General features: G+C 61.2%; 23 protein-coding genes. 5 read left to right on the forward strand and 18 right to left on the reverse strand.

What is annotated here, in order from left to right; translation table 11 throughout:
* Window positions 1–54: 54 nt before the first annotated feature.
* Window positions 55–774, forward strand: coding sequence for a hypothetical protein (locus CXQ82_RS26095; RefSeq protein ID WP_101272934.1), 720 nt, complete (start codon window positions 55–57; stop codon window positions 772–774).
* A gap of 179 nt (window positions 775–953) precedes the next feature.
* Here CXQ82_RS26095 and CXQ82_RS26100 read toward each other — a convergent pair whose 3' ends face one another.
* The 8 genes from CXQ82_RS26100 to hmpA all read right to left on the reverse strand — a co-directional run bounded on the left by CXQ82_RS26100 (window position 954) and on the right by hmpA (window position 9,709).
* Window positions 954–2,036, reverse strand: a complete 1,083-nt coding sequence (locus CXQ82_RS26100; RefSeq protein ID WP_101272935.1) for a pyridoxal phosphate-dependent aminotransferase — start codon at window positions 2,034–2,036, stop codon at window positions 954–956.
* A gap of 144 nt (window positions 2,037–2,180) precedes the next feature.
* On the reverse strand, window positions 2,181–3,068 hold the full coding sequence (cyoE, locus tag CXQ82_RS26105) for a heme o synthase (RefSeq protein WP_003194050.1): 888 nt from the start codon (window positions 3,066–3,068) through the stop codon (window positions 2,181–2,183).
* An 11-nt stretch (window positions 3,069–3,079) separates the two neighbouring features.
* The gene (cyoD, locus tag CXQ82_RS26110) at window positions 3,080–3,421 is read right to left on the reverse strand and encodes a cytochrome o ubiquinol oxidase subunit IV (protein WP_010206434.1); all 342 of its coding nucleotides are present in this window, start codon (window positions 3,419–3,421) and stop codon (window positions 3,080–3,082) included.
* A complete protein-coding gene (locus CXQ82_RS26115) occupies window positions 3,421–4,047 on the reverse strand; it encodes a cytochrome o ubiquinol oxidase subunit III (RefSeq protein ID WP_010206435.1) in 627 nt (208 codons plus the stop codon). Before CXQ82_RS26115 ends, cyoD begins: the two co-directional genes overlap by 1 nt.
* Before the next feature lie 3 nt (window positions 4,048–4,050).
* Window positions 4,051–6,069 carry a cytochrome o ubiquinol oxidase subunit I gene (gene cyoB / locus CXQ82_RS26120; protein WP_101272936.1) on the reverse strand — a complete coding sequence of 673 codons (2,019 nt, stop codon included), beginning with the start codon at window positions 6,067–6,069 and terminating at the stop codon, window positions 4,051–4,053.
* Between the two features lie 3 nt (window positions 6,070–6,072).
* On the reverse strand, window positions 6,073–7,014 hold the full coding sequence (gene cyoA / locus CXQ82_RS26125) for a ubiquinol oxidase subunit II (protein ID WP_101272937.1): 942 nt from the start codon (window positions 7,012–7,014) through the stop codon (window positions 6,073–6,075).
* A 792-nt stretch (window positions 7,015–7,806) separates the two neighbouring features.
* A complete protein-coding gene (locus CXQ82_RS26135; RefSeq protein WP_101272938.1) occupies window positions 7,807–8,313 on the reverse strand; it encodes a disulfide bond formation protein B in 507 nt (168 codons plus the stop codon).
* A 214-nt stretch (window positions 8,314–8,527) separates the two neighbouring features.
* A complete protein-coding gene (gene hmpA / locus CXQ82_RS26140; protein WP_101272939.1) occupies window positions 8,528–9,709 on the reverse strand; it encodes an NO-inducible flavohemoprotein in 1,182 nt (393 codons plus the stop codon).
* Between the two features lie 147 nt (window positions 9,710–9,856).
* On the opposite strand from hmpA, the gene norR reads away from it, so the two are divergent.
* Window positions 9,857–11,401 carry a nitric oxide reductase transcriptional regulator NorR gene (norR, locus tag CXQ82_RS26145; RefSeq protein ID WP_101272940.1) on the forward strand — a complete coding sequence of 515 codons (1,545 nt, stop codon included), beginning with the start codon at window positions 9,857–9,859 and terminating at the stop codon, window positions 11,399–11,401.
* A gap of 113 nt (window positions 11,402–11,514) precedes the next feature.
* Here the strand turns inward: norR and CXQ82_RS26150 are convergent, their stop codons facing one another.
* Entirely contained in the window at window positions 11,515–12,417 is a 903-nt protein-coding gene (locus CXQ82_RS26150; RefSeq protein WP_101272941.1) for a DMT family transporter, read from the reverse strand.
* Window positions 12,418–12,555: 138 nt separating this feature from the next.
* On the opposite strand from CXQ82_RS26150, the gene CXQ82_RS26155 reads away from it, so the two are divergent.
* Complete coding sequence (locus CXQ82_RS26155) at window positions 12,556–13,428, forward strand: helix-turn-helix domain-containing protein (protein ID WP_101272942.1); 873 nt, start codon at window positions 12,556–12,558, stop codon at window positions 13,426–13,428.
* Here the strand turns inward: CXQ82_RS26155 and CXQ82_RS26160 are convergent.
* From CXQ82_RS26160 to CXQ82_RS26195, 8 genes are all read right to left on the reverse strand, one after another.
* The gene (locus CXQ82_RS26160; protein WP_101272943.1) at window positions 13,425–15,926 is read right to left on the reverse strand and encodes a LuxR C-terminal-related transcriptional regulator; all 2,502 of its coding nucleotides are present in this window, start codon (window positions 15,924–15,926) and stop codon (window positions 13,425–13,427) included. The genes CXQ82_RS26155 and CXQ82_RS26160 overlap by 4 nt on opposite strands.
* A 228-nt stretch (window positions 15,927–16,154) precedes the next feature.
* Entirely contained in the window at window positions 16,155–17,513 is a 1,359-nt protein-coding gene (locus CXQ82_RS26165; protein WP_101272944.1) for a DUF1329 domain-containing protein, read from the reverse strand.
* Window positions 17,514–17,539: 26 nt separating this feature from the next.
* Window positions 17,540–19,330: a DUF1302 domain-containing protein gene (locus CXQ82_RS26170; protein ID WP_371917331.1), complete on the reverse strand. Its 1,791-nt coding sequence runs from the start codon at window positions 19,328–19,330 to the stop codon at window positions 17,540–17,542.
* Between the two features lie 482 nt (window positions 19,331–19,812).
* The gene (locus tag CXQ82_RS26175) at window positions 19,813–20,724 is read right to left on the reverse strand and encodes an SDR family oxidoreductase (protein ID WP_101272946.1); all 912 of its coding nucleotides are present in this window, start codon (window positions 20,722–20,724) and stop codon (window positions 19,813–19,815) included.
* Between the two features lie 235 nt (window positions 20,725–20,959).
* Complete coding sequence (locus CXQ82_RS26180; RefSeq protein ID WP_101272947.1) at window positions 20,960–21,862, reverse strand: alpha/beta fold hydrolase; 903 nt, start codon at window positions 21,860–21,862, stop codon at window positions 20,960–20,962.
* Entirely contained in the window at window positions 21,862–22,644 is a 783-nt protein-coding gene (locus CXQ82_RS26185) for a class II aldolase/adducin family protein (RefSeq protein ID WP_101272948.1), read from the reverse strand. The genes CXQ82_RS26180 and CXQ82_RS26185 overlap by 1 nt, the downstream gene beginning before the upstream one ends.
* Window positions 22,645–22,792: 148 nt before the next feature.
* Window positions 22,793–23,479: an LrgB family protein gene (locus tag CXQ82_RS26190; protein WP_101272949.1), complete on the reverse strand. Its 687-nt coding sequence runs from the start codon at window positions 23,477–23,479 to the stop codon at window positions 22,793–22,795.
* On the reverse strand, window positions 23,469–23,840 hold the full coding sequence (locus CXQ82_RS26195; protein WP_101272950.1) for a CidA/LrgA family protein: 372 nt from the start codon (window positions 23,838–23,840) through the stop codon (window positions 23,469–23,471). Before CXQ82_RS26195 ends, CXQ82_RS26190 begins: the two co-directional genes overlap by 11 nt.
* Before the next feature lie 111 nt (window positions 23,841–23,951).
* On the opposite strand from CXQ82_RS26195, the gene CXQ82_RS26200 reads away from it, so the two are divergent.
* On the forward strand, window positions 23,952–24,848 hold the full coding sequence (locus CXQ82_RS26200; RefSeq protein ID WP_101272951.1) for a LysR family transcriptional regulator: 897 nt from the start codon (window positions 23,952–23,954) through the stop codon (window positions 24,846–24,848).
* Here CXQ82_RS26200 and CXQ82_RS26205 read toward each other — a convergent pair.
* Window positions 24,829–25,284, reverse strand: a complete 456-nt coding sequence (locus CXQ82_RS26205) for a flavodoxin (protein ID WP_101272952.1) — start codon at window positions 25,282–25,284, stop codon at window positions 24,829–24,831. The two genes, CXQ82_RS26200 and CXQ82_RS26205, sit on opposite strands and share 20 nt — an antisense overlap.
* A gap of 129 nt (window positions 25,285–25,413) precedes the next feature.
* On the opposite strand from CXQ82_RS26205, the gene CXQ82_RS26210 reads away from it, so the two are divergent.
* Entirely contained in the window at window positions 25,414–25,881 is a 468-nt protein-coding gene (locus tag CXQ82_RS26210; RefSeq protein ID WP_101272953.1) for a PAS domain-containing protein, read from the forward strand.
* The last annotated feature ends 47 nt before the right edge of the window (window positions 25,882–25,928 follow it).

The raw sequence follows: 25,928 nt of genomic DNA on the forward strand, positions 1-25,928 counted from the left end.
GCTGAAAATGCCCGACGCTTTTTTGTCTCCGTTTACTGAAGTAGTGAAATTTCAATGTCTGATTCTTACACCGAACAATCCGCCCTCGAAGAATCCGTAGTCGCCTTGCACTCCAAAGCTGAATACGAAAACGCCATCAATCTTTCACAGCACGTGCCTGCCGCCAAGATCATCAGCGAGATGGTGCTGGACGCCTTCCACACCTCCAAAGAAAGCGACCAGATCCGCGAGCTGCGCGTGGCTATCCGCCAGGCTCACGACGCCTTCGATGACGACAAGGCCTACGACTTGATGGGCCAGCTCAAGCAACTCAAGGACGCCGAGGCGGCCGACAACATCGCCCTGGAAGACCTGAGCAGCAAGTTTTCGATCAGCCGCATCCTGTCCAGCTTCAAGGACGACCCGGAATTCCAGGAGCTGGTCTACGGCCTGGCCCTCAAGGTGCTGAACCAGTCGCATCAGGCCATCAGCAACCCAAGTGCCGGCAAAGGCAAGGCCTCACGCCCCAAGAAAGAAGCCGAAGTGTTTGTGATCAGCAAGGACGGCATCAGCGTGACGCTGCCGCTGCGCACGCCACGTTCGAAGCTGAACGTCGACCGCGAGGCGTTCGAGTTCCTGGGTTTCAGCTTTGTGGGTGACGGTGATGAAGCCGAGCTTGAGGTTGAGAGTTTTGTGGATAACGCGGGTGCCGAACAGCCGCTGAGCCGCAAGAGCGTGATTACTGCGCTGCAGCAACAGACTGCGTTTGATGGGTACAGCATCGCGCAACAGTAACCGTAACAGGCAGCACTGCTGGACAAATGTGGGAGGGGCGGTGCGACGATTCGACTTGCCCCCGATGGTGGTGTGTCAGCTACAAATATGCTGACTGATCCACCGCCATCGGGGGCAAGCCCCCTCCCACATTGGCCCTGTGTTTCCCACATTGGCCCTGTGTTAGGTCGGCTGACGCGCTACACCTGCGCCGCAAACACCTCGCGAAACCGCGCCATCTCCCGCTTGCTCCCCACCGTCACCCGCACCCACTGCGGCCAGTTCTTCCACACCCGCCCGATCAGCACGCCTTGCGCGGCAAGTTTGTCGATAACCTGCGCCGCCGGTTGCTTCACGTCGATCATGAAGCAGTTGCTCTGCGACGCGGTACAGGTGAACCCACGGCCCTTGAGCCAGGTGATCGTTTCATCGCGCAGTTGGGCATTCAGCGCCTTGCGCTGGGGCAGCAATTTCACGTCTTCCAGGCTGGCCAGGCCGCCGAGCAAGGCGGAACCTGCCGGTACGTTGTCGCCGCCGAACACCGCCAGCCGCTCCAATAACGCCGGGTGGCCGATCGCCAGGCCCAGGCGCGCGCCGGCCATGCCGTAGATCTTCGAAAAGGTGCGCAGCACCAGCAGGTCATCGTGGTCCTTGACCCAAGCCACTACGCTGGGCGCATCGGCAAGATCAATGTAGGCCTCATCCACCACCAGCACGCTGCCTTCGGGTTTGCCCGCCAGGGCCTGGCGAATGGCCTGGGTGGGCGTCAGGGTACCGGTGGGGTTGTTGGGGTTGCACAGGTAGAGCATGCCGGCCTGGGGGTCGGCAGCAAGCATGGCGGGGACGTCGTGGGCGTGGTCGGCGTCGAGGTCCACTTCCTTCACCGGCGCCTTGGTTGATTCGGCCGCCTGCAGCGGGACTTCATAGGACGGTGTAGCCATCACCAGGCCGCGGGTTTCGCTGGTAAACGCCAGCACCGCATAGCGCAGGGCCGCCATGGAGCCGGAAAACACCGCCACTTGCTCTTGCGCAATGCCCTGTTGCTGGGCAAACAGGGCCGCCAGGGCGTACATGTGTTTATAGGGATAACGCCCGGCCGTGGCGATCCCGCGCTGCATCGCCTCACGCGCGGCGCTGGAAGGGCCGTAGGGGCTTTCGTTGTAGTTGAGTAGCACCTTGTCAGCGTTTGCCGGCGGCGGTGCAGCGACCGCCCAATCCAGGCGCCCCAGCAACGGTAACGCAGCGCCAATGGCGAGAAGGGATCGACGACTAACGCTGACCATGGTGACTACTCCTTGTAGGTGGGGAATGAATTCACACAGTTCGTACATAGGGGGTGACGAGAAAAACTGTGGCGAATTTAAACGCGCGCCCAATAAAAAGCCCCGCGCTTCTCTCGAAGGCGGGGCTTTTCACTGCTTGGACACTCAGTGAGCGTAGGTCAGCAACAGCTCTTTCGGCACTTGGAAATCCAGGGACATCATCACGCTGAGCGCGGTGATGGTGAAGATCGAGAACACGAACAGCTTGCGCGCCCAGACGGTGTCATCCACCGCCTTGTAGCCGGTCCAGGCCATGTACAACCAGTACATGCCCATGGCGGCGGCGACGGCGAGGTAGCTCATGCCGGCGTAGCCACTGAAGGTCAGCATCAAGGTCGCCACGAGGAAGGCCAGGATGTACAGCAGGATGTGTTTCTTGGCCACCTGGATGCCACGTTTTACCGGCAATACCGGAATTGACGCAGCCAGGTAGTCATTGAAACGGAAGATCGCGATGGCGTAGGAATGCGGCATCTGCCACAGGCTGAACATCACCAGTAGCGTCAGCGCGGCCATGTCGAAGCTATTGGTTACAGCCACATAACCAATCACCGGCGGCATCGCCCCCGACAGACTGCCCACCAGCGTGCCGTGAACCGACTTGCGCTTGAGGTACAGGCTGTAGAGACCGACGTAGATGACAAAACCGATCACGGCAAACAGCGCCGCCAACGGGTTGGCCACCTTGTACAACAGTGCTACACCGGCAACACCCAAAACGGTCGCGTAGATCAGTGCCAGCTTCAGGGAGATGAGGCCCTGGACCAGCACGCGATTCTTGGTGCGCTCCATCTTGATGTCGATGTCACGGTCGATGCAGTTGTTGAACACGCAACCGGAAGCTACCACCAGGGACGTGCCGATCATTGCAGCCAGGAAAATGGCCAGATCGACATGCCCCTTGGAGGCCAGGAAGAAACCGCCCGCCACAGAAAGCACGTTACCGAAAATGATCCCCGGTTTGGTGATTTGGATAAAGTGCTTAAGCGACATCGGGTCTTACCTCACTTCGCCATCATGAACGTATGGATGCTGAACATGATCCATATCGACAGGCCAACCAGCAGCAGGATCACAAGACCTGCGAACACAAACGCAATCACGTTATCGCGCTGCTCTTTAGAGCGGTCCAGGTGCAGGAAGTACACCAGGTGAACCAGAACCTGAATCACCGCGAACGCCAGCACGATCATCAAGGTGATCGACTTCGGCAGGGTCGGGTACATCACCAGACCGAACGGGATGAGCGTCAGGATTACCGACAGGATGAAGCCGATAGCGTAGGACTTAACGCTGCCGTGGCTCGCATCATGGCTGTCATGGTCATGGGAGTGTGCATTAGCCATTACAGAGTCCCCATCAGGTAAACAACGGTGAAGACGCAGATCCAGACCACGTCCAGGAAGTGCCAGAACAGGCTCAGGCAGCTCAGGCGAGTCTTGTTGGTGTTGGTCAGGCCGTGTTTATTGACCTGATACATCATCACCGCCATCCACAGCAGGCCGGCAGTTACGTGCAGACCGTGGGTGCCTACCAGCGTGAAGAACGCGGACAGGAAGCCGGAACGGTGCGGGCCGTAGCCTTCGGAGATCAGCAGGTGGAACTCGTTGATCTCCATGCCGATGAAGCCCAGGCCGAACAGGAAGGTCAGTGCCAACCAGCTCAGTACGCCCTTCTTGTTGCCCTTGTAGAAGGCCAACATGGCGAAGCCGTAGGTGATCGAACTGAACAACAGCAAGGCGGTTTCGCCGAGCACGTAAGGCAGTTCGAAGATGTCGTGGCCCGACGGGCCACCCGCTACGTTGTTTACCAGTACCGCGTACACCGCGAAGATCGACGCAAACAAGATGCAGTCGGTCATCAGGTAGAGCCAGAAACCGAAAACGGTCATCGGCCCCGAGTCGTGGTGATGGTCATCGTGCCCATGGTCATCGACATGGGCGTGTCCAGCATTGGTCACTAAATTCGACATGGTTTAAGCCTGTTCCAACGAGGTTTCTACACGGTTGGCCGGGATTTTCTTCTCGGCGACCAGGCGAGCGTGCTGCTCGGCTTCGATGCGCTCGATCGTTTCGACCGGCACCATGTAGCCTTGATCATCACGTGCTGCGTGGACAATGAAGTAGCCGATGGTGCCCACCAGGCTCACGATTGCCAGCCACCAGATGTGCCAGATCATCGCGAAACCGAACACGGTCAACAGCGCGCCCATCACCACGCCAGTGGCGGTGTTGTTCGGCATGTGGATCGGCTCGTAGTGCTTAGGACGCTGGTACGCAGTACCGTCTTCCTTGGCTTCGGTGAACGCATCAATGGTGTTCGCAGTAGGGATCACGGCGAAGTTGTAGAACGGCGGTGGCGACGAAGTCGACCATTCCAGGGTGTGGCCATTCCATGGGTCGCCGGAGTCGCAAGCGTTCTGCTTACGGTCACGGATACTCACGTACAGCTGGATCAACTGGCAGGCGATGCCGACAGCAATCATCACCGCACCGAACATGGCGACGTACAGGTACGGCACCCACTCAGGGTTGGTAGTGGCGTTCAGACGACGGGTCATGCCCATGAAGCCCAGTGCATAGAGCGGCATGAACGCGACGAAGAAGCCCGAGATCCAGAACCAGAATGCAGCCTTGCCCCAACCTTCGTGCAGCTTGAAGCCGAACGCTTTCGGGAAGTAGAAGCTGAAACCAGCGATGTAACCGAATACAGCACCACCGATGATCACGTTGTGGAAGTGAGCGATCACGAACAGGCTGTTGTGCAGTACGAAGTCAGCACCCGGGATGGCCAGCAGTACGCCAGTCATGCCGCCGATGGCGAAGGTCACCATGAAGCCCAGGGTCCACAGAACCTGGCTGGTGATACGCAGACGGCCGTGGTAGATGGTGAATAGCCAGTTGAATAGCTTCACCCCCGTCGGGATGGAAATCAGCATCGTCGCCAGGCCGAAGAAGGCGTTGACGCTGGCCCCCGAGCCCATGGTGAAGAAGTGGTGCAGCCAAACCATGAAGCCCAGTACCGAGATCGCGCCGGAGGCGTAGACCATCGAGTGGTGACCGAACAGGCGCTTGCCGGTAAAGGTCGAGATCACTTCGGAGAAAATACCGAACGCTGGCAGGATCAGGATGTACACCTCAGGGTGACCCCATGCCCAGAACAGGTTCACGTACATCATTGGATTGCCACCAAGTTCATTGGTGAAAATGTGGAAATCCAGGTAACGGTCAAGCGACAGCAGCGCCATGGTAGCGGCCAGGATCGGGAACGAAGCCACGATCAGGACGTTGGCCCAGGTGCAGGTCCAGGTGAAGATCGGCATGTCCATCAGTTTCATGCCAGGGGCGCGCATTTTCAGCACGGTGGCCAGGAAGTTGACCCCCGTCAGCGTCGTACCGAGTCCTGATAACTGTAGGGCCCAGATGTAGTAGTCCACACCCACGCCAGGGCTGTACTGAATGCCCGACAGTGGCGGATACGCAACCCAACCGGTCTTGGCGAATTCGCCGACGCCCAGGGACACGTTGATCAGCACCACACCGGATACCAGCAGCCAGAAGCTCAGGGAGTTCAGGAACGGGTAGGCAACGTCACGCGCACCGATCTGCAGCGGCAAGGCAAGGTTCATCAAGCCGGTGAAGAATGGCATCGCCATGAAGATGATCATGATCACACCGTGGGCGGTGAAGATCTGGTCATAGTGTTCAGGCGGCAGGTAGCCAGGCGAACCCTCGGTGGCCATGGCCAACTGGGTACGCATCATGATGGCGTCGGCAAAACCACGCAGCAGCATGACCATGGCAACGATGACGTACATGACACCGATTTTCTTGTGGTCGACAGACGTCAGCCACTCGGTCCACAGGTAGGTCCATTTCTTGAAATACGTGATTGCCGCAAAGAGGCCCAGGCCACCCAGCGCAATCATGGCGATGGTCACCATCACGATCGGCTCGTGGAACGGGACCGCATCCCAACTTAATTTACCAAACATCGTTTACTCCTCTGCCCCAGCAGTTGAATGCGAGCCCGTGTCAGAACCTTCAACCGCGGCCACTTCTTTCTTCTCGTGCTTGACCGGCTTGCCTGGCTTCATACCTTCGTACTTGTCGACGATTTTCTGAAACAGGTTCGGCTCATACGTGGAGTACAGGGCGACTGGGTTGTTCTGGCTTGGTTTGGTCAGGGCGTCGTATTCAGCTTGATCAAGCTGTTTAGGTGCGGCCTTGACTTCGGCTACCCAGGCGTTGAAATCTTCCTGGCTCGTCGAGATCGCTTTGAATTTCATGCCGGTGAAGCCAGCGCCGCTGTAATTAGCGGAGATGCCTTCCATTTCAGCTTTTTCGTTGGCGATCAGGTGCAGGCGGGTCTGCATGCCTGCCATCGCGTAGATCTGGCCGCCCAGTGCGGGGATGAAGAACGAGTTCATCACGGCGTCGGAAGTGATCCGGAAGTTCAGCGGGGTGTTCTCCGGGAACTTGATCTCGTTCACAGTGGCGATACCCAGGTCCGGGTAGATGAACAGCCACTTCCAGTCCAGCGCGACCACTTCGATATTGATCGGCTTGACGTCGGACTCCAGCGGACGGTACGGGTCCAGCTCGTGGGTCGACTTATAGGTGATGTAACCCAAGGCGATGATGATGAGGATCGGAACCAGCCACACCGCGATTTCGATCTTGGTGGAGTGCGACCACTTAGGCGCGTAGGTAGCGCTGGTGTTCGACGCGCGGTATTTCCAGGCGAAGGCGAAGGTCATGATGATCACAGGCACCACGACCAACAACATCAGCAGGGTGGCGGTGATGATCAGGTTTCGTTGATCCAGACCGACCTGACCTTTTGGGTCGAGCAAGGTCCACTTGCAGCCTCCCAGCATTAACATCATGCCAAGCAGCGGCAAAAAGCCTAGTAATCGGGGGTACCTGTTTTTACTCATCTCACGACCTCTAAAGCAGCTTGCGCAATGCAGTTGGGTTTTGATCGCCAACACTTCACCCTGCCAAGGGTTGGCATTTCTCTTCGATTGAATAAGAGCCTGCCCGTCACGCCATAACTGTACGTTTCACGGACCTGCGGTGAGTTCTTATTCGATTTCGTGGTTAAAGGCCTTGTTACAGACCAATTCCATTTGGTGCGGATAGTTGAAAGGCTGCCGGAACCTTGGGGTCGCACAGAGCCATCCATCTGCCCCTCGACCGCTCCAGTGCTCAAATATTGAACAGCACAGGACATTCAGTGCGGGCGATTGTAGTTAGCTAGCGATGTATAAACCATGTCTTATAAAGAAATAATTTTTATCGATTACAGCAATAATACTTCACCATTATTGCAAGGGTTCGCGATCTTATCGCGTTCGATTCTCAACAAAAACCACAAAAATTGCCCTGTTATTACCCCATGTGTCTCAGCCCTTACAGCCCGTAAGGGCATGGCAAACGCATCCAACCCCCCATAAAACAAGGCATTCGGACATCACGCCGAGGCTCGAGCCGCGCGACCTTCCGGGCCAGGTTCAAACGACGAACTGACAGCACAAATTGACCGGTCAGTGCAAATTTAAGCGGCTCTTCGGCGGCTCAGAAACGTCCTGCGACAGCTTCCGTGTGACAACATGTCGCACACTGCGCGCACCTAAACTTGCCCCTCGTCACGGCCCTTTCACAAAACCCCACATACGAAAACGCCCCGGCCTTCGTTCAAGAAGGACCAGGGCGTTTCAGTCAAAAGCTCAGGCCTTGCGTTGGCGATTCCGATAGATGCCCAGCGGCACCAGGATCACCGTCAGCACAAACGCGACCAGCGCCCATTGCGCCAGCGACAGGCCAAGCACCGGTGGGTAGGGGGTGCTGCAGAAACCGTCGACCTGGAATCCCAGCGGGAACACCTTGGCCAGGGGCAGCTCATCGACGATCGGTTGCAGCACGTCGACGCCGCAACTGACCTGGGGGAAAAACTGGGTGTACACATGATGGCCGGCCGCAGCCACGCCACCGAGGGCACTGAGGATCACCAGCCCTTCAAACAGGGTGACGGCGCCCTTGGTGCGCATCGCGGCACCGATGAACGCGAAGACCGCGATCAACAGCAACGCATAGCGCTGCAGGATGCACAGCGGGCACGGCGCCTCGCCCAACACCACCTGCATATACAGCGCACCACCGATCAGCGCCAGGCAGATGATGCCCAGCAACACCAGAAAGCGTCGCTCCCTGCCTAAACGCAATTCGTCACTCATCCCCGTTTCCCTTTGTTTGGTTGTGCCAATGGGCGCAAGTTTACACACAGAGAGTGGTTTAAACAGAGAGGGGTTAACAGCGGATTAATCGTCGAAAATGTTGTGGCTGTTCGGACGCCATCGCGGGCAAGCCCGGCTCCCACAGTGGAGTGCATTCCAATGTGGGAGCCGGGCTTGCCCGCGATGATGCCGACTCGGTGGTGCGGTCTAAACCTTATTCCAAGGCCGCAGCCGGGCCGAAGAATTCATAGCGCGCCTGTTTCTCCGGTACACCCAAGGCCTTGAGGTGGCGCTTGATGGCAGCCATGAAGCCTTTAGGCCCCAGGAAGTAGGCATCGATGTCGCGCTGCTCGGGCAACCAGGCGGCCAGTTGCTCCTGATTCAGCAGGCCAACCTTGTCCGCCGTCGGGCTCACGCCGTCATCCTCGGCATAGCAGTAAAAGCGCTTGAGCTGCGGATGCTGCGCCGCCAGGCCATCCACCCAGTCGCGGAACGCATGCACCCCGCCGTTACGCGCGCAATGGATAAAATGCACCGGGCGTTTTGTCGCCAGTGCCGCCTCGAGCATCGGCAAGGTCGGGGTGATGCCGACGCCGCCGCTGATCAGCACCAATGGCTTATCGCTGGCCGCCAGGGTGAACTCGCCCGATGGAGTAAACAGGTCAATGGTCGCGCCGACATGCAGTTGGTCATGCAGGTAGTTGGACACCCGCCCACCGGCTTCGCGCTTGACGCTGATGCGGTACTGGCCCGCATCGGTCAGCGCCGACAACGAGTAGTTGCGGCGCACTTCTTCGCCATCCAGCACCAGCTTCATGCCGATGTACTGGCCGGGCGCGGCAGCGAGGATCTGGCCGTTATCCACAGGGGCGAAGTAAAAGGAGACGATCTCGGCGCTCTCCTCCACGCGCTTGACCACCTTGAACGACCGCGCACCGCGCCAGCCACCGGGGGCCTGGGCCTTTTCGTCGTAGATGGCTTTTTCGGCGCCGATCAGGATATCCGCCAACTGGCCATAGGCCGCACCCCAGGCGCTCATCACCTCGGGGGTGGCAATCTCGCTGCCCAGCACTTCAGAAATCGCCCGCAGCAGGCACGCGCCCACGATCGGGTAGTGTTCCGGCAAAATCTGCAAGGCCACATGCTTGTTGATGATCTTCGCCACCAGGTCGCCTAATTGGTCGAGCTGGTCGATATGCCGCGCGTACATCAATACGCCATTGGCCAAGGCGCGAGGTTGGTCACCGCTGGCCTGGTGGGCCTGGTTGAACAGCGGGCGAACCTCAGGGTACTCGGACAGCATCATGCGGTAGAAATGCGTGATCAGCGCTTCGCCGCCGCTTTCCAGCAGGGGCACGGTGGATTTGACGATGGCACGGTCTTGGGCACTAAGCATGGGAGCCTCCTGGGCTTCTTTACTGATTGCCTTTGTATACTCAGCATTCGTGCCAACTTATAAATCCATATATATCAATAGCTTAAACTAACTGTAGTCAATATGACTCTGTTGGATTTATAGTCATAAGGACCACAAGGAGTCATTATGACTGCGCAATCACTGCTCACTACCCTGCTGCCGCTGGTCGCCGACCTGTCCCGCGACCTGCCCGAAGGCGAGCGTTACCGCCGCCTGCTGCAAGCCATGCGCGCCCTGCTACCGTGCGACGCCGCCGCGTTGTTGCGCCTGGACGGCGACTGGCTGGTGCCGCTGGCGGTCGACGGCTTGAGCGCCGACACCCTGGGCCGACGCTTCAAGGTCAGCGAGCATCCGCGCTTCGCCGTGTTGCTCAGCAGCCCCGGCCCGACGCGCTTCGACACTGACAGCGAGTTGCCCGACCCGTACGACGGCCTCGTCGATGGCCTGCATGGCCACCTGGAAGTGCACGACTGCATGGGCTGCCCGCTGTTCGTCGACGACCAGCCCTGGGGCCTGCTGACCCTGGACGCGCTCGACACCGAACGCTTCGAACGCGTGGAACTGGATGCCTTGCAAGCCTTCGCCAGCCTCGCGGCCGCCACCGTCAACGCGGCCGAACGCATCGAACGCCTGGCCTTGCGCGCCGAAGACGAACACCAGCGCGCTGAAATCTACCGCCAGGCCAGCGGCCAGCAGCACAAGGAAATGATCGGCCAGAGCAAAAGCCACAAGCGCCTGGTGGAGGAAATCAAACTGGTGGGCGGCAGCGACCTGACCGTGCTGATCACCGGCGAAACCGGGGTGGGCAAAGAGCTGGTAGCCCAGGCGATCCACGCCGCCTCCCACCGCGCAGACAAACCGCTGATCAGCCTCAACTGCGCCGCCCTCCCGGAAACCCTGGTGGAAAGCGAGCTGTTCGGGCATGTGCGCGGTGCCTTTACCGGCGCGCTGAACGAGCGCCGCGGCAAGTTCGAGTTGGCCAATGGCGGCACCTTGTTCCTCGATGAAGTGGGCGAGCTGTCGTTGACGGTGCAAGCCAAGCTGCTGCGCGTACTGCAAAGCGGCCAGTTGCAGCGCCTGGGCTCGGACAAGGAACACCAGGTGGATGTGCGCCTGATCGCCGCCACTAACCGCGACCTGGCCGACGAGGTGCGCAACGGCCGCTACCGCGCCGACTTCTACCACCGCCTCAGCGTGTACCCGCTGCAAGTGCCGGCGCTGCGCGAGCGCGGGCGCGATGTGTTGCTGCTGGCCGGGTTTTTCCTCGAACAGAACCGCTCACGCATGGGCCTGGGCAGCCTGCGCCTGACAGGCGATGCCCAGGCGGCGCTGCTGGCCTATAACTGGCCAGGCAATGTGCGAGAGCTGGAGCATTTGATCGGGCGCAGCGCATTGAAAGCCCTGGGCAACTGCCGCGAGCGGCCGAAGATTCTGAGCCTGAGTGCCCTCGACCTGGACCTGCCCGACGTCAGCGCGCCGGCCTTCGAAGAGGCGCCGCAGGTACCCCTCGCGGTGACCGGTGACCTGCGCCAGGCCACCGAGCACTACCAGCGCCAAGTGATCAACGCCTGCCTGGAACGCCACCAGCACAACTGGGCCAGCGCCGCCCGCGAACTGGGCCTGGACCGCGCCAACCTGGGCCGCATGGCCAAGCGCCTGGGCCTAAAATAGCCCAAACAACTCGGTCAAAAAATGTGGGAGGGGGCTTGCTCGCGAATGCGGTGTGTCAGTCACCAAAGATATCGACTGATCCACCGCTTTCGCGAGCAAGCCCGCTCCCACATTTAGATTTGTTGTGCCTTGAGGGCTGGGCTCACAGGTTTTGGCTTACGAAACACCAACACATTCCCCGCCATCACCAACACCAGCCCCATCAACGCCGGCGCGGTCCACTGATACCCCTCGGCAAACGCCGACACATTCAACGCCACCACCGGAAACAGCACCGTGCAATACGCCGCACGCTCCGGGCCCATGCGCCCGACCAAGGTCAGGTAGGCCGTGAAGCCAATCACCGAACCCGGAATCACCAGGTACCACAGCGCGCCCATATACCGCGCGCTCCAGTCCATCTCAAAGGGAATACCGCGCAGCACACAGTAGGTCGCCAGCATCAGCGAACCATAGGCCATGCCCCAGGCATTGGTGGTCAGCGGCCGCAGCCCGGCCTTCTGCTGCAGGCTCGAGAGCATGTTGCCGGCCGAAAAACACATGGTTCCCAGTAACGCCAGGCCCAAGCCAAGCAAGGTTTGCGGGCTGGCGGTATGCCCCACCAACTCTGGCCAGAACAACAGCCCCAGCCCCAACAGGCCAAGGCCGCCGCCCATCAACACATTGCGCGCCACGCGCTGGCCGAAAAACACCCGAGCATTGAATGCATTCCACAGCGTGGCCGTGGAAAACACCACCGCCACCAGGCCGCTGGGGATCCATTGGCTGGCCGTGAGAAAGCACATGAAGTTCACGCAAAACAGGCACAAGCCCTGGGCCAGGCAGATGAGGTGCCCGCGCCGGTTCATCACCTGCAGCTTGCGGCTGAGCAGCAGCAACGCAAACAGCACCAGCGCCGCGAGGCCGAAGCGATAGACGATGGACACAGGAATCGCCACCACGCCCAACTGCCATTTAAGCGCAATCCAGGTGGTGCCCCAGATCAGCACGGTGAGTAAATACAGGGAAAGGTTCATAGCGGGCTCCATCGGTTGAGCCACAGTGTCGCGTTCAACCTGCACAATGCTCTTGCAGATTCTTGCGCTTTTGTCGGGCGACGGGCTCACAGCGCCCGTTGCGCGGAGTAGGATGCAAAGCGTCGGAGAGCACACACCATGCCTGATCTGGAATCCCTGCAAGTCTTTCAAGCCCTTAACCGCTCACCCAACGCACGCCTGGAAGCCTGCGCCGAGCTCGGTGACGGCTTGTCTGCGGCCTTGTGGAGCAACCACCACGACTCCCAGGATTACCAGGCGCCCAGCCATCACACCCTGTCGTGCTATATCGGCGGCGGCACCGGCACGTTTCGCCGCGACCAACCGGGCACCAAGGGCGGCCCCGACAAACTCTGCATCCTGCCCGCCGAGCACCAGTCGGCATGGGTGATCAACGGTGAAATCCGTTTGGCCCACGTGTATTTCAGCCCGGAACAATTTGCCCTCGGGTGCGTCACCCTGCTCGACCGCGAGCCGCGCACGCTGGCGCTGCGCGAGAGCACCTTCCTCGAAGACGCCAGCCAGGCCCGGCGCTTTCACCAATTGATCGCCCTCAACTGGCAGGAGCCCGCCGAACGCTTGCTGACCAGCAGCCTGGCCCACGAAATGCTCAGCCACACCCTGCTCAGCCAGGTGGGTGCGCGTGATGGCCTGCGTTTAAAAGGCGGGCTGGCGGCGTACCAGCGGCGATTGTTGGTGGACTACATCGACCAGCACCTGGCAGACCCGATCAGCCTGGGGCAGTTGGCCAGCCTGTGCGCGCTGTCGGAATACCACTTTGCGCGGATGTTCCGCCAAAGCTTCGGCCTGCCGCCCCATCAGTTTTTGCTGGCGCGCCGCCTGACCCGCGCGCAAAGCCTGCTGCGCGGCGGCGCCCTGCCGCTCGGGGAAATCGCCTGGATGTGCGGGTTTTCCAGTGCCAGCCACTTCACCCATCGTTTCCGCCAGGCCATGGGCGCCACGCCCGGTGAATACCGCCAGGCCTTCCTCTAAACCATCAACCCCAACGTCTTGGCCTTGGCCACCGCCTGGGTGCGCCGCTCCACGCCGAGCTTGCTGTGGATGCGTCGCGCGTGGGTCTTGACGGTGTGCAGGGAGATAAACAGCCGGTCGGCGATTTCCAGGTTGGAGTTGCCCACGGCGATCAGTTGCAACACTTCCAGTTCACGTTGGCTCAGCGGGTTTTCCACCGCGCCGGGCGTGCTCGCCTGCGGCTCCATGCCCAGCTCACTCAACAACCCCGGCGAGCGCAAACGCAGTTCGCGAACCGCCTGCTGCACCTGGCAGCGCGCAGCCAGGTCCAACCCGGTTTGCAGTGCACGCCGCGCGAGGGCGCCGTCGCCCAACTGCCAGGCCACTTCGCCGAGCACCAGGTGCAGTTCGGTTTCCAGGCACAGCATGCCGCGCTGGTGAGTGCTTTCCAGTAGCGCCGTGAGCCGTGCCACCGGCTGCTCGGCGCAGCCCAGCTTGACCTCCGCCAACACCAGCAGGTACTCAAGGCGCGGGATCAGCTCCAGGGTGGCCGGCGGTGCCTGCTTGGCCTGGGGCCCACGGAAATGGCGAAGCACGCGGCGCATCGCCTCCACGGTCAATTCGGCGCGCCCCTGCTGCAACCAGAAATGCCCGCTGACCAACAGCAGCACCGCGCGGTACACGGTGTCCGGCACCTGGCGTTGTTGCATCAGGCGCTCGGCTTCACGCAACTGGAAAAACGCCTGGGCGTAATCTCCGCGGTTGGCGGCCAACAGCGCCAGGCCGAGAAAGCCATAGAGCACACGCTTATCCTGGCTGTGCAGGCACAGGGCCAGGCCGCTTTCGAAGCATTCGCCGGCCAGGGCGTCGTGGCCCTGGCGCAATGCCAGATGCCCACGCCGCAAAGCGATACGGCCTACCAGTGGACCGAGCTTGAGCCGCTGCTCAAGCAACATCGCCTGTACATTTTCCAGCAGGCTTTGCGCCCGATAAGGCGCACCCCGCTGCTCCAGCAATTGCGCATGGTCCAGTTCGAGCAAGGCCTCCAGCAGCAACGAGCCATGGGCCCGCGCCAGGCACAGTGCTTCGCGGTTCAGGCTTTGGGCCACGTCCAGCTCACCGCGTAGCAAGGCTTGCTGGGTCAGCCCCGACAGGCACATCAGCCGCGAGGTCCAGGCACTGTCGGGCAAGGCTTGCAGGGCTTCCAGAAAATGCCCGCGGGAACGTTCGGCCTCCCCGCCCAGGTGCAGCAGCCAACCCCACTGCGCCTGCCAGCGCGCCAGCAGGTGCCGTTGCAACGCCGCCGTCGGTTGCGGGGCGAACCGCGCGAGCTGGTCGATGCACTGCGCGGCCTGCTCGAAGCGTCCGGCAAACAGCAGTGCCGCCGTGAGCAACCCAACCAGTTGCGCCGAGCCGAGCATCAATTCATCACCGTGCTGCTCATGCAGGCGTAGCAGCAGCGCGGCGTTCTGCTGACGAAACAGGTCCTCGAAACTGAAGTGCTGCAACAGGCTGACCGCCACCTCATATTCTTCGGCCAACAACGCCTGCTCGAACGCAGCCTGCCAGTCCTGCTCGGCGGTGAACCACTGGCAGGCGCGCCGATGCCAGGAGCGTTTCGCCACCCACGGCGCATCACGCAACAGCTGGGCCACGGGTGGAAACACCTGCAGCCAGTCGGTGTCTTCCCACGGTTGGATAAACGCGCCGAGGGCCTGCAGGTCGCGCAGGTATTGGTCGCCGTCGCCATGGCCGAACAGGTGCTCGCACAGCCCCGCATTAAATCGCGGCAGATGGGCCAACACGTGCCAGGCCTCGGCCAGCTCGGGCGGCAGCGTGCTGAACAGTTCGTGTTGCAGGTAGTCGAGCAAGGTCTTGTCGGGGTGACCATCGCCGAGCATGGCGATGCGCACACCGGCGCACCAACCGCCGCTGAACTGCAGCACGCTGTCCACCGAATGCCCAGGCGCATGGCTGAGCAGTTGCTGGATTTCGCCAGGGCTGAAGGCCAGCTCGGCACCACATTCCAGCAACTCATCGTCCAGCAGCAGGCGCGGCCAGTTGCACGCCGGGCGCCGGCGCGCACCCAGCCACCAGGTCAGCGCGGGGCTGCCGGCGGTGAGCAGGCGGTCGAGCAAGGCGTCGGTGTCGGGTGCGGGCAAGCGGCAGAAATCATCGAGGAATAGCCACGCGGGGGCCTGCCAGCGGCTGAGGTCGAGCAGCAAGGTGGCTTCATCTGTGAACGGCAACCCGAGGTTTTGCGCGAGACGCTGGCATAGGTCGAGCGGGCTCAAGGCCACGCCATTGAGCGGCAACCAATACACCTGGCAACCCGCCGGCGCCTGCAACGCGCACTCGCCGAGCAAGGCGCTCTTGCCGCTGCCGCCAGGCGCGCAAAGCAATTTGACCCTGGCCGGCGCTGCCAGCAAAGGCTCGGCCAGGCGCGGGCGCAGCAGATGGTGGGCGGACAGCCGAGGCATGAATCCAGGACGGTCCAGGCAGCGTGTCATGGCGGTCATTGCTGCATCCTGCTTTTTTATTGTTATGCAACCTGACGCCTACCCTAGTCCTGTGGGCGGCGGTTGTTGAAGAAGTATTCAGCGGGGTGATTTAAAGCCATGCGCAAAACTAAATGTGGGAGGGGGCTTGCCCCCGATGAGGGAGTGTCAGTCACTGGATTAGTTGACTGATACACCGCCATCGGGGGCAAGCCCCCTCCCACATTTGAATCGCATTTCACATCGGGATCAGCGCACGCCTTCAGCCCTCAGCGCCGCTGGTGTGTAGTCCGCCGCCTTGGCATTGAAGCCGAACACGAAGCTGCTCTTCTCCTCGTTCTTCATGCCCAGCGCGATGTAGCGCCCGGCGATGATGTCGTACAGGGTTTCCACGGTGTAGGCCGGGGTCTGGTGGTTGTAGTAGAACTGCGCATGGCCTTCGGCAACGCGCCACAGCTGGCCACGGCCGTCGTAGTGATCCACCAGCGCGACCTGCCAGCTGTCTTCGTCGATGTACATGTGGCGCTTGGCATAGATGTGCCGTTCACTCGGCTTGACCGTACCCACCACTTCCCACACGCGGTGCAGTTCATAGCGGGTGAGGTCCTGGTTGATGTGGCCGGCCTTGATGATGTCGTCGTACTTGAGCGTCGGCTGGTCCAGCTTGTAGCTGTTGTAAGGGATGTACATCTCCTTCTTGCCCACCAGCTTCCAGTCATAGCGGTCGGGGGCGCCGGAGAACATGTCGAAGTTGTCAGACGTACGCAGGCCGTCGGCGGCGGTACCCGGCCCGTCGTAGGCCACTTGCGGCGCACGACGCACGCGACGTTGGCCGGCGTTGTAGATCCAGGCCAGGCGCGGCTCCTTCACCTGGTCGAGGGTTTCATGCACCAGCAGCACGTTGCCCGCCAGGCGCGCCGGCGCCGTCACCGACTGTTTGAAGAAGGTCAGCACGTTGGCGGCCTTGGCCGGGTCCATGTCCGGGATCAGTTGCGGCACGGCCACTTCTTCCTCGAAACGGATCGGCGTATAGCTGCCGTTGGTCTGCGGGGTGGCCTGGGTGATGATGCGGCGCAGGTTGCCGCCGTGGTAACGGGTGATGTGGTTCCACAGCACTTCCACGCCGTTCTTTGGAATCGGGAACGCGTAGTAGCGGTTGCCGGTGAAGCCTTCCAGGCCATTGCCATCGTTGATCGGCTTGACGTTCAGCGCGCTGCGCTTGATCGACTCATAGATCTCCGGTGGCAGGTTGACCGTGCGGTGGGTTGGGTACACCGGAATCTTGTAGGTCTCGGGGTAGCGTTTGAACATCGCCACCTGGCCGTCAGAGAGTTTGTCCTTGTACTTGTCGACGGTGGCCGCGGTGATCACGAACAGCGGTTTTTCACTGGCGAACGGATCAGCCAGGAAGCCCTTGGCGTCCACCGCGCCAGCGTTTTTGGGGATGCCGCCGGTCCAGGCCGGGATCGAGCCGTCGGCGTTGCCGGCTTTTTCGGCGCCCACCGGGGTCAGGCTGGTGCCGAGCTTGGCCGCCTCTTCCGGCGACACCGCCGCCATCACGTTGGCCGCCAACAGGCTGAGGGCCATCACCGCAATTATCTTACGCATAGAGTCTTGTCCTTCTTTAAGACAGATCAGAAGTTCGCGCCGACGCTGAGGGCGAGGAAGTCGCGGTCGGTCAAGGTGTTGTAGTCGCCACCAAAGAAGTCGGTGTAGCTCAGGCTGGCGGTGTAGGTGTTGCGGTAGTCGGCATCGACACCGAAGCTGATGGCTTTGGCGCCTTTGTTGAACAGACCGTTGGGACCGTAGCCGGCGACGTCGTGGGACCAGGACAGGTTGGGCTTGAGGTTGATCCCACCGATCACGTTGTTGTAGTCCAGGATCGCCCGCGCACGGTAGCCCCAGGACGTTGAGGTGACGAAACCGTCGGTATCACCCTGAAAGCCATAGGCGCCGTACACCGAGTCGCGGCCATAACGCAGTTTGGATTTATCTTCCAGGCCAGCGACGTGCACGATGGCCGCCTCGCCCACCAGCGTCAGGCGTTCAGCACCCAGCACCTGGTCGAAGAACTGGGTCATGGTGCTCTGGACCTGAGTGATTTCCTTACGGCGGTAGCCTTTGTTGTCGTCACCGAAGTTGCTGCGGATGGGTGAGGCCAGTTGGCCGGCAACCGGGTTGATCAGGGCTAGAGTCAGGTCGGTGGTGTTCAGTTGAACCGGGGCATTGGGCCGGTAGCTGATCTCACCGGTCCACGCCGTGCCGGTGGGCAGGGTGGTGGAGAAGCTGGCGCCGAACAGGCGGATATCTTCCGGGTAATCGAGGTAGTACTGGCCACGCCCAAGCATCAGGCTCTGGACCAAGCCTGCGCCGGAACCGGGAGCGAGGCCGTTGGCGGCACCTGCAATGCCGCCGAGAGTGGCCAGGCTGGTGTTGTTGGTGATGGTGCCTACCGTAGGCGTGCGGCTGTGGTAGTTCATGAAGTACAGGCCGTACTCAGTGTCATCCCCCAGCCAACGCAGGGCCGCCCCGAACTGGCCGGAGTCGCGGGCGTCACGGTCGCCGGCACGGCGCACGATCACCCCTTCATTGGTCACGCCGAACCCTTGGCCAAATGCCGCCGCCACCGGTTGCAACGGTGCAATCGCCGGGTTCCCGACGGTGTAGTTGTTGGTGCAGCCATCCGCCGCCACGTCGCCACCGAAAAAGGTGCCGCAGTTATCCAGCACGGTCTGGTCCCACTCCAGCTGGTAGAAGCCTTCCACGGTCAGTTGGTTGGTGAGAGCCTGGGAGGCAAACAGCATGTTTACCGGAATCAGCCCTTCCTTGATCTCTGCACCCGGGCGGCGGAACGCCGACACGTCGATGGGGTTGATGCTGTTGATCGAGTTGCCGATGAAGGTACTTTCCCCCCAACTGACCACTTGTTTACCGGCCCGCACGGTACCGGGCAGGTCGCCCAATGAGTAGTTGTGATAGACGAAGGCATCGAGGATCTGCGCGCCGCTGGATTTGGCGCCTTCCTTGCGGTTGTGATTGCTGATCTGCTTGAACTCACGGTCTTCGTCCTGCAGTTCGAAGTCGTACCAGTACTTGCCACGCACAAACACGCCGGTGTCGCCGTACTTCAATTCGAGGTCGTGCAGGCCCTTGAAGATCTTGGAGAAGGTTTCGCCTTTCTTGAAGTTCAGGCGCCCGTCATCGCCGGTGGATGCCTGCCCGGTACCGCCGTTGACGGTGCCCACCAGCTTTTTATCAACATCGCGCATGCCCCAGCTCGCGCCCACCGACAGCGAGGAATCGAATTGCCCTTCGATCTCGCCAATGTTGAATGAAACAGCCTGTGCCTGAGCACAGCATCCCAGTGCAACCGCAGCGGCCAGCGCCTGTGGCCTGAAGATGGCGCGCATTGTTGTTCTTGTCATGCGTCTTCCCCGGTGAGTGACAGAAGGCCCCACCCTACTGCCGCCTGCCAGGAGCGATAAGCGCACCAAGGAGGGATTCGTGTTGTCGCTCGAAAGGATTACCAGGCGCTCTGGCCTGGGTCTGGGCGGACCCATGAATTGGGTGGATGGCGGGTTATCAGGAGGATGGATGACGCGCTTCGAAACTGTTGCACTATCGGTAACAGTCCTTGTCTTTAAGTGCTATTACTCATCTTGTTACAAGCGGCTATTCTTACCGGGCTTTCAGGGCCAACGGCCCGCTTCCGCAACGCGAAGAAAAGCCAGATTCAGATGGATTGATGCTTTTTTTCAATCTGTTACCGGTGTTCACTGACGTTGATCTGTCGCTCCTTGATTTAACGTCTTACTTCAGCCGCTGCCTTTGCAGCGGCTTTTTTTTGCCTGAAATAAAACGGGGCGCCATCAGCGCCCCGTGGGATTCAGTCTTTTTCAGGTAACGATCACAGGCTGTATTTCTGCAAATTGGCCATCATCTCTTTCAGGGCCTCAATATTGTCCCTGGGGTGCGAGGCGCCTTCGAAGTCGCAGATCTGCGCCCAGTGCGCCGCCACATCGTCGGGCGAGAAACCGGCATCAGGATCGAACCCCATGCCCAGGCTTTGCTCCCAGCGGGTCTTGCCGACCCAGCCGCCGCCCACCTCGAACAGCCCGGCAGTTTCCTGGCAAGCCGCGCTTCCCAGGTACACCACCAACGGGCTGACCAGTTCCGGCTTGAGGCGCTCGAACACTTGCGGCGGGATCAGGCCTTCGGTCATACGCGTGCCGCCGGTGGGGGCGATGGCGTTGACCAGAATGTTGTTCTTGCGCCCTTCCAGGGCCAGGGTGCGGGTCAGGCCATAGAGCCCTAGCTTGGCCATGCCGTAGTTGGACTGGCCGAAGTTGCCGTAGATACCCGAGGTGGACGCGGTGAAAATCACCCGGCCATAGCCTTGCTCACGCAGGTGCGGCCAGGCGGCGCGGGTAACTTTGTAGGCCCCTTCGACATGCACCCGGTAAACCAGGTCCCAGTCGCTGTCGTCCATTTTGTGAAAGGTCTTGTCGCGCAGGATGCCGGCGTTGTTGACCACCACGTCGATGCGGCCAAAGGCGTCGAGGGCGTTCTGCACGATCTTGTCACCTTCGGTGACAGAGTCATGGTTGGCTTCGGCGATACCGCCCGCTGCGCGAATCTCGGCCACGACCCGGTCGGCGGCCGAGGCATTGGCGCCCTCGCCCTGGGTGGAACCCCCCAGATCATTGACCAGCACCTTGGCCCCGTGGCGGGCGAACAACAGTGCATGGGCGCGGCCCAACCCGCCGCCGGCACCGGTGACGATCACGACCTTATCCTGGAACTGCACTGACTCACTCATACCGAACTCCAATGGCGACAATGGGAATGGCTTGAGTGTCAGGCACGGGGCCCTTGGTCACAATAAAGTCAGCAAGGGCTGAATGGTGCTCGATAAGGCAGGGGGATGATGCCGGGCCGACGCAGGTTCCAGTGTGGGAAGAGGCTTGCTCCCGATCGCGGTGTATCAGTTAATGAATACTTGGCTGGCACACCGCTATCGGGGGCAAGCGCCCTCCCACATTGGAACTGCGGTGTCAGGAGTAGGCCAAGCGACGCGCCACCTGCCCCACCTGATCGCGAAACGCCAGGTAGTGCTTGAGCACCTGCACCGGCGCCTCGATCTGCGGGTAATGGCCGATATCGGCCAGCAGCACCGTGTCGGCGTGGGGCACCAATTGGTGGTAACGCTCGACCATATGCACGCCGGAGATCGGGTCTACCTCGCCGTCGATGACGCGCAACGGCACTTCGCCACGCTGCATCGCATCCACCCAACGCTCACGCAGGCGCCGGCGCTGAGGAATGTAGGCGATCAGTTTGTGCAGGATACGCGTACCGTCGTTGCATTCGATCAGGCTCCAGAAGTCATCCAGCGCGCTTTCGCTGGGGCGAGTATTGGGGCCGAAAATCTGGCTGAAGCTGTTGGCCAAGGCGTTGCGCCCGAAGGCGCGGCCGATCATCCAGCCAAGCGGGCTGAGCAAGAGTTTTTGTACCAGCGCCGGGCGGTGGGTCTCGGGAAACAGCCCACCGTTGAGAAACACGCAGCTGGCCATTGTGAACCGGCCTTCATAGTGGCGGGCCAACAGTTCCTGGGCGACGCTGTCACCGTAGTCATGGGCCAGCACATGCACCGGCTGCTCCACACGCAGGTGTTCGAGCAACGCCTGTTGCAGGTCGGCTTGCTCCAGCAGGCAGTAGCCATGGTCCAGCGGCTTGGCCGATTCGCCAAAGCCGAGCATGTCGCAGGCGATCACCAGGTTACGCTGGGCCAGGGGTTGCCAGAGGTAATGCCAGTCCCAGCTGGCAGTGGGGAAGCCATGGATCAGCAGCAACGGTTCGCCCTGCCCCGCCACCCAGTAACGGATCGCACGGCCACGAAAGACGAACTCCTGACTGCGCTTGCGCCAGGCTCTAAGCGGGATCTCGGCGAGTGGCATCAGCTTTTATACCCAGGGTCTTGGCTGTCCAATTTACGCAGCAACGCCGGCCAGGCCAGCGCGCCCCCCATACCTTGTGCACTCTTTGTGACAGTCGCCACCATGGCTTTGGCGCCGGCAAGAATCTGCGCGCCGATGGGGATCAGTTCAGCGCCGCCGTTTTGCGCCAGCACCTGGATATCGCAGGCGCGCTGGAAAGTGAACATCATCAGGAAGGTGTCGGCGATGGTACTCGCGCAGGTGAGCAGGCCGTGGTTGTGCAGCATCAGGAAATGCTTGTCGCCCAGGTCGGCCTGCAGGCGGGCCTTTTCTTCGTGGTTCAGCGCCACGCCTTCGTAGGCGTGATAGGCCAGGCTCGACAGCACGAAGATCGATTGCTGGCTGATCGGCAGCACGCCCTGCTTCTGCGCTGCCACCGCGACACCGGAGGCGGTATGCGTGTGCAGCACGCAGGTCACGTCGTGGCGCACCTCGTGGATGGCGCTGTGGATGGTGTAGCCCGCCGGGTTGATCTCGTAGGGGCTGTCCATCAGCTTGTTGCCGGCCTGGTCGACCTTGACCAGGCTCGACGCGGTGATCTCGTGGAACATCAGCCCGTACGGGTTGATCAGGAAATCATCGGTGCCCGGTACCTTGGCCGAGATGTGGGTGAAGATCAGGTCATCCCAACCATGCAACGCCACCAGGCGATAGCAGGCCGCCAGGTCCACACGGGCTTGCCACTCGGCAGCGCTGACCTGGTCTTTGACATTCTGTGGCGATAGAACGGGGGCTAGGCTCACGGTAAGGACCTCCTTGGCGCACTTGTTATTATTTTTTGAGTGATGGGCCAGTCTAGTCAGACACCCAGGCCCAAGGAGTTGCCTTGGCAGCCAGCTTGATGACCGAACGAGTCAGCAGTGAGAATAGTTGAAATTTGCTCCAGCAGCGTCAGAGAAGCGCCGCCAATAAAGGCACCGCGAACAGGTTAAGCAGGCCCGTCAAGACCATCACCAGGCCGGCCACCGAGCCCTCTTCACCGCCCACTTCATGGGCCCGGCTCACACCCGCGCCGTGGGCGCCCACGCCAAATAACGCGCCGCGCGCCAGGGGCGTGCGCAGGGGCAGCCACTTGAGCAGCACGCCGCCGAGCATCGCACCAAACACACCGGTGAACATCACGAAAACGGCCGTGAGTTCCGGCACGCCGCCGAGGTCGGACGACACCGGCATGGCGAACGGCGTGGTGATCGAGCGCGGCACCAGCGACAGGGTCACCGAACTGTCCAGCGCCAGCGCCTTGGCCAACCCGAACGAGGTAGCGATGGACGCCGCGCTGCCCGCCACCATGCCCAGCAGCAACGCCGACCAGTGTCGCGCCAGCAAGCGACGCTGCTGCCAGATAGGAATGGCAAACGCCACGGTGACCGGGCCCAGCACCAGCATCAGCCAGTGGGTGTCGGCGGCATATTCGGCGTAGGCCGTGTTCAGCGGCACGGCCACCGCCAGTAGCAGCACCGGCACCAGAATCAGCGGTGACAGCAGGTAGCGCCCGCTGCGGCGATAGATCCAGCGGCTGAAGATATAGGCGCCCAGGGTCAGGGCCAGCCAGAACACCGGCATCAGCTCAAGCTTCATGGCGCAGCCTCCAGCGGCACACCAGTTCGACAGTGAAGGCCGTGACCAGCATCACTGCCAGCGTGCTGACCGCGATCACCAGCAGGATGCGCCAGCCGTCGTTACGCAGCAGGCCGCCGTAGTCCAGCAGGCTCATCAGCGCAGGAATAAAGAACAACAGCATCTCGGCCATCAACACCCCGGCGCCCAATTGCAAGGCGGCCGGTTTGACCAGGCCCGTAGCGAAGGTGGCGAGCAACAAGCCGAGGCCGACGACACCGCCGGGAATTGGCCACGCGAACCAGACGGCCAGTTGGGTACCCAGCAGGTAGATGGCCAGCAATACAACCAGTTCGATCAACACACGGGTGAAACGCTTCATGGGCTTTGGGTCCTCGCAGGCGCTCAGTTTAAAGAGCGACCTTCCATCCCCACAGCGAATTGTTAGACTGCCAGCTATTCCGCTTTGGAATAGTGAGCATGAGATTCGCCGATGGAATTCAAACAGCTGCGCAGCTTTGTCGAAGTGGTCCACCGGGGTGGTTTTACCCAGGCCGGTAAAACCCTGCACATCAGCCAATCCGCCGTCAGCAAGCAGGTCGCGCAACTGGAGCAAAGCCTCGGCACGCCACTGCTCGACCGCATCGGTTCGCAGATCCGCCTGACCGCCACCGGCCAGGTGGTGCTGCAACGCGCCGAAGCCATGCTACGCCTGCAAGCCGAGCTGCTCAGTGAGCTGGACGATATGCACCAACTCACCCGCGGCGAGTTGCGCCTGGGCTTGCCGCTGCTGGCAGGCGATACGCTGTTCGCCAGCCTGTTTGCCGAATACCGCCGGCGCTATCCGAACGTCACCATTCAGTTGCTGGAGGGCGGCAGCCGCAATATCGAACAGGCGATCCTCAGCGGTGAGCTGGAAGTGGGCGGCAGCTTGAAACCCAGCGATCCGGCGTTTGCCTGGCAGGCCTTTTGCGATGAGCCGCTGGATGCGCTGCTGCCGATCGATCACCCACTGGCGGAAAACGCCCAGGTACGCCTGGAGGAATTGGCCGACACACCGTTCCTGATGTACCAACGCAGCTTCGTACTCAACGACCGGCTGATGCAGGCGTGTCAGCAATTAGGCTTTACGCCGAAGGAAATCGGCCGCAGCGGCCAGGCGGATTTCCTCGCCGCGCTGGTCGCCGCTGGCCAGGGCGTGGTGCTGCTGCCCAGCGTGGTCGCCCGTGGGCTGGTGCGGCCGGGGGTGGTGCGCCTCACGCTCAAGGCGCCCGACTACCTGCGCTGGGACATTGCGTTTATCTGGCGTGAAGGCGCCTACCTGTCAAAAGCCGCGCAGGCCTGGCTGGCGCTGCTGCGCGAGTGTCCGGTCAAGCGCGCAGTGCAGTAACCAGCTCGGCCAGCCAGGGTTCGGCGTCGGCTTCAGGGGTCACACTTTCGCTGGCGTCCAGGCGCAGCATCGGCAGCACTTCGCGCACGCCCAGCTCGCCGAACAGCTCGCGCATTTGTTCGCCGCCGCCGCAGAAAGTATCGCCGTAGCTGGCGTCGCCCAGGCCGATCACCGCGCCGGGCAGGCCGCGCCAGGCGCCGGGCAGCACGTCGCGAATGGCCGAATAAAGCGGCTGCAGGTTGTCGGGCAACTCACCCATGCCAGTGGTGGAGGTCACCGCCAGGAAGGCCTCGGGGGCGAAGGCCTGCACGTCTGCCAGAGTGGCGCGTGGGTTGTACCAGGCTTCAAAACCGGCCGCGTTGAGGATGCCGGCAGCGTGGCGGGCGACTTCTTCAGCCGTGCCGTACACCGAGCCGGAAAGGATGGCGACTTTCATCAATCTGATCCTGTAGTTGAGCGAAAGCCTGGGATATTAGCAGCTGCGGCAAATATTTCGGCGCGTGCCGTGCAACATTCAGGGCATGTCATACACTGGCAGCTCCAATAACAAGCCATGGACCGCTCGATGATCAACGCCCAACTGATGCAAATGGTGATCAACGCTTCCAACGACGGCATCGTCATCGCCGAGCGGGAAGGCAAGGACAAGCCGCTGATCTACGTCAACCCTGCCTTCGAACGGCTGACCGGCTATAACCTGGATGACATCCTCTACCAGGACTGCCGTTTCCTGCAGTCCGGCGACCGCGACCAACCGGGGCTGATGGCGATCCGCGAGGCCCTGGAAAGTGGCGGCGCCTGCCGCGAAACCCTGCGCAATTACCGCAAGGACGGCAGCCACTTCTGGAACGAGCTGTCGCTGTCGACGGTGTACAACGAGGCTGACAAGCAAACGTATTTTGTCGGTGTACAGAAGGACGTGACCCTGCAGGTCAAGGCTCAACAGCGCGTGTTTCAGCTGGAGGCGGAACTGGCCCAGGTGAAGGCCGAGCTGGCAGCGCTTAAAATGACCAGCGGCACCAACAAACCGTAGGCAATTCGACTATTAAGCGGATAATGGCATTTTAATGCCTCCCTCCT

This window comes from Pseudomonas sp. S09G 359, from assembly GCF_002843605.1.
Classification (GTDB): domain Bacteria; phylum Pseudomonadota; class Gammaproteobacteria; order Pseudomonadales; family Pseudomonadaceae; genus Aquipseudomonas.

Coding starts and splice junctions, on each gene's coding strand:
- CXQ82_RS26160 (WP_101272943.1), bottom strand. CDS start 15,926: ATGACCGCCATGACACGCTGCCTGGACCGTCCTGGATTCATGCCTCGG.
- CXQ82_RS26200 (WP_101272951.1), top strand. CDS start 23,952: ATGGAATTCAAACAGCTGCGCAGCTTTGTCGAAGTGGTCCACCGGGGT.
- CXQ82_RS26195 (WP_101272950.1), bottom strand. CDS start 23,840: ATGAAGCGTTTCACCCGTGTGTTGATCGAACTGGTTGTATTGCTGGCC.
- CXQ82_RS26155 (WP_101272942.1), top strand. CDS start 12,556: ATGCCTGATCTGGAATCCCTGCAAGTCTTTCAAGCCCTTAACCGCTCA.
- CXQ82_RS26180 (WP_101272947.1), bottom strand. CDS start 21,862: ATGCCACTCGCCGAGATCCCGCTTAGAGCCTGGCGCAAGCGCAGTCAG.
- CXQ82_RS26150 (WP_101272941.1), bottom strand. CDS start 12,417: ATGAACCTTTCCCTGTATTTACTCACCGTGCTGATCTGGGGCACCACC.
- cyoE (WP_003194050.1), bottom strand. CDS start 3,068: ATGTCGCTTAAGCACTTTATCCAAATCACCAAACCGGGGATCATTTTC.
- cyoA (WP_101272937.1), bottom strand. CDS start 7,014: ATGAGTAAAAACAGGTACCCCCGATTACTAGGCTTTTTGCCGCTGCTT.
- CXQ82_RS26135 (WP_101272938.1), bottom strand. CDS start 8,313: ATGAGTGACGAATTGCGTTTAGGCAGGGAGCGACGCTTTCTGGTGTTG.
- CXQ82_RS26115 (WP_010206435.1), bottom strand. CDS start 4,047: ATGTCGAATTTAGTGACCAATGCTGGACACGCCCATGTCGATGACCAT.
- CXQ82_RS26190 (WP_101272949.1), bottom strand. CDS start 23,479: ATGAAGCTTGAGCTGATGCCGGTGTTCTGGCTGGCCCTGACCCTGGGC.
- norR (WP_101272940.1), top strand. CDS start 9,857: ATGACTGCGCAATCACTGCTCACTACCCTGCTGCCGCTGGTCGCCGAC.
- CXQ82_RS26100 (WP_101272935.1), bottom strand. CDS start 2,036: ATGGTCAGCGTTAGTCGTCGATCCCTTCTCGCCATTGGCGCTGCGTTA.
- CXQ82_RS26205 (WP_101272952.1), bottom strand. CDS start 25,284: ATGAAAGTCGCCATCCTTTCCGGCTCGGTGTACGGCACGGCTGAAGAA.
- hmpA (WP_101272939.1), bottom strand. CDS start 9,709: ATGCTTAGTGCCCAAGACCGTGCCATCGTCAAATCCACCGTGCCCCTG.
- cyoB (WP_101272936.1), bottom strand. CDS start 6,069: ATGTTTGGTAAATTAAGTTGGGATGCGGTCCCGTTCCACGAGCCGATC.
- CXQ82_RS26210 (WP_101272953.1), top strand. CDS start 25,414: ATGATCAACGCCCAACTGATGCAAATGGTGATCAACGCTTCCAACGAC.
- cyoD (WP_010206434.1), bottom strand. CDS start 3,421: ATGGCTAATGCACACTCCCATGACCATGACAGCCATGATGCGAGCCAC.
- CXQ82_RS26170 (WP_371917331.1), bottom strand. CDS start 19,330: ATGACAAGAACAACAATGCGCGCCATCTTCAGGCCACAGGCGCTGGCC.
- CXQ82_RS26165 (WP_101272944.1), bottom strand. CDS start 17,513: ATGCGTAAGATAATTGCGGTGATGGCCCTCAGCCTGTTGGCGGCCAAC.
- CXQ82_RS26175 (WP_101272946.1), bottom strand. CDS start 20,724: ATGAGTGAGTCAGTGCAGTTCCAGGATAAGGTCGTGATCGTCACCGGT.
- CXQ82_RS26095 (WP_101272934.1), top strand. CDS start 55: ATGTCTGATTCTTACACCGAACAATCCGCCCTCGAAGAATCCGTAGTC.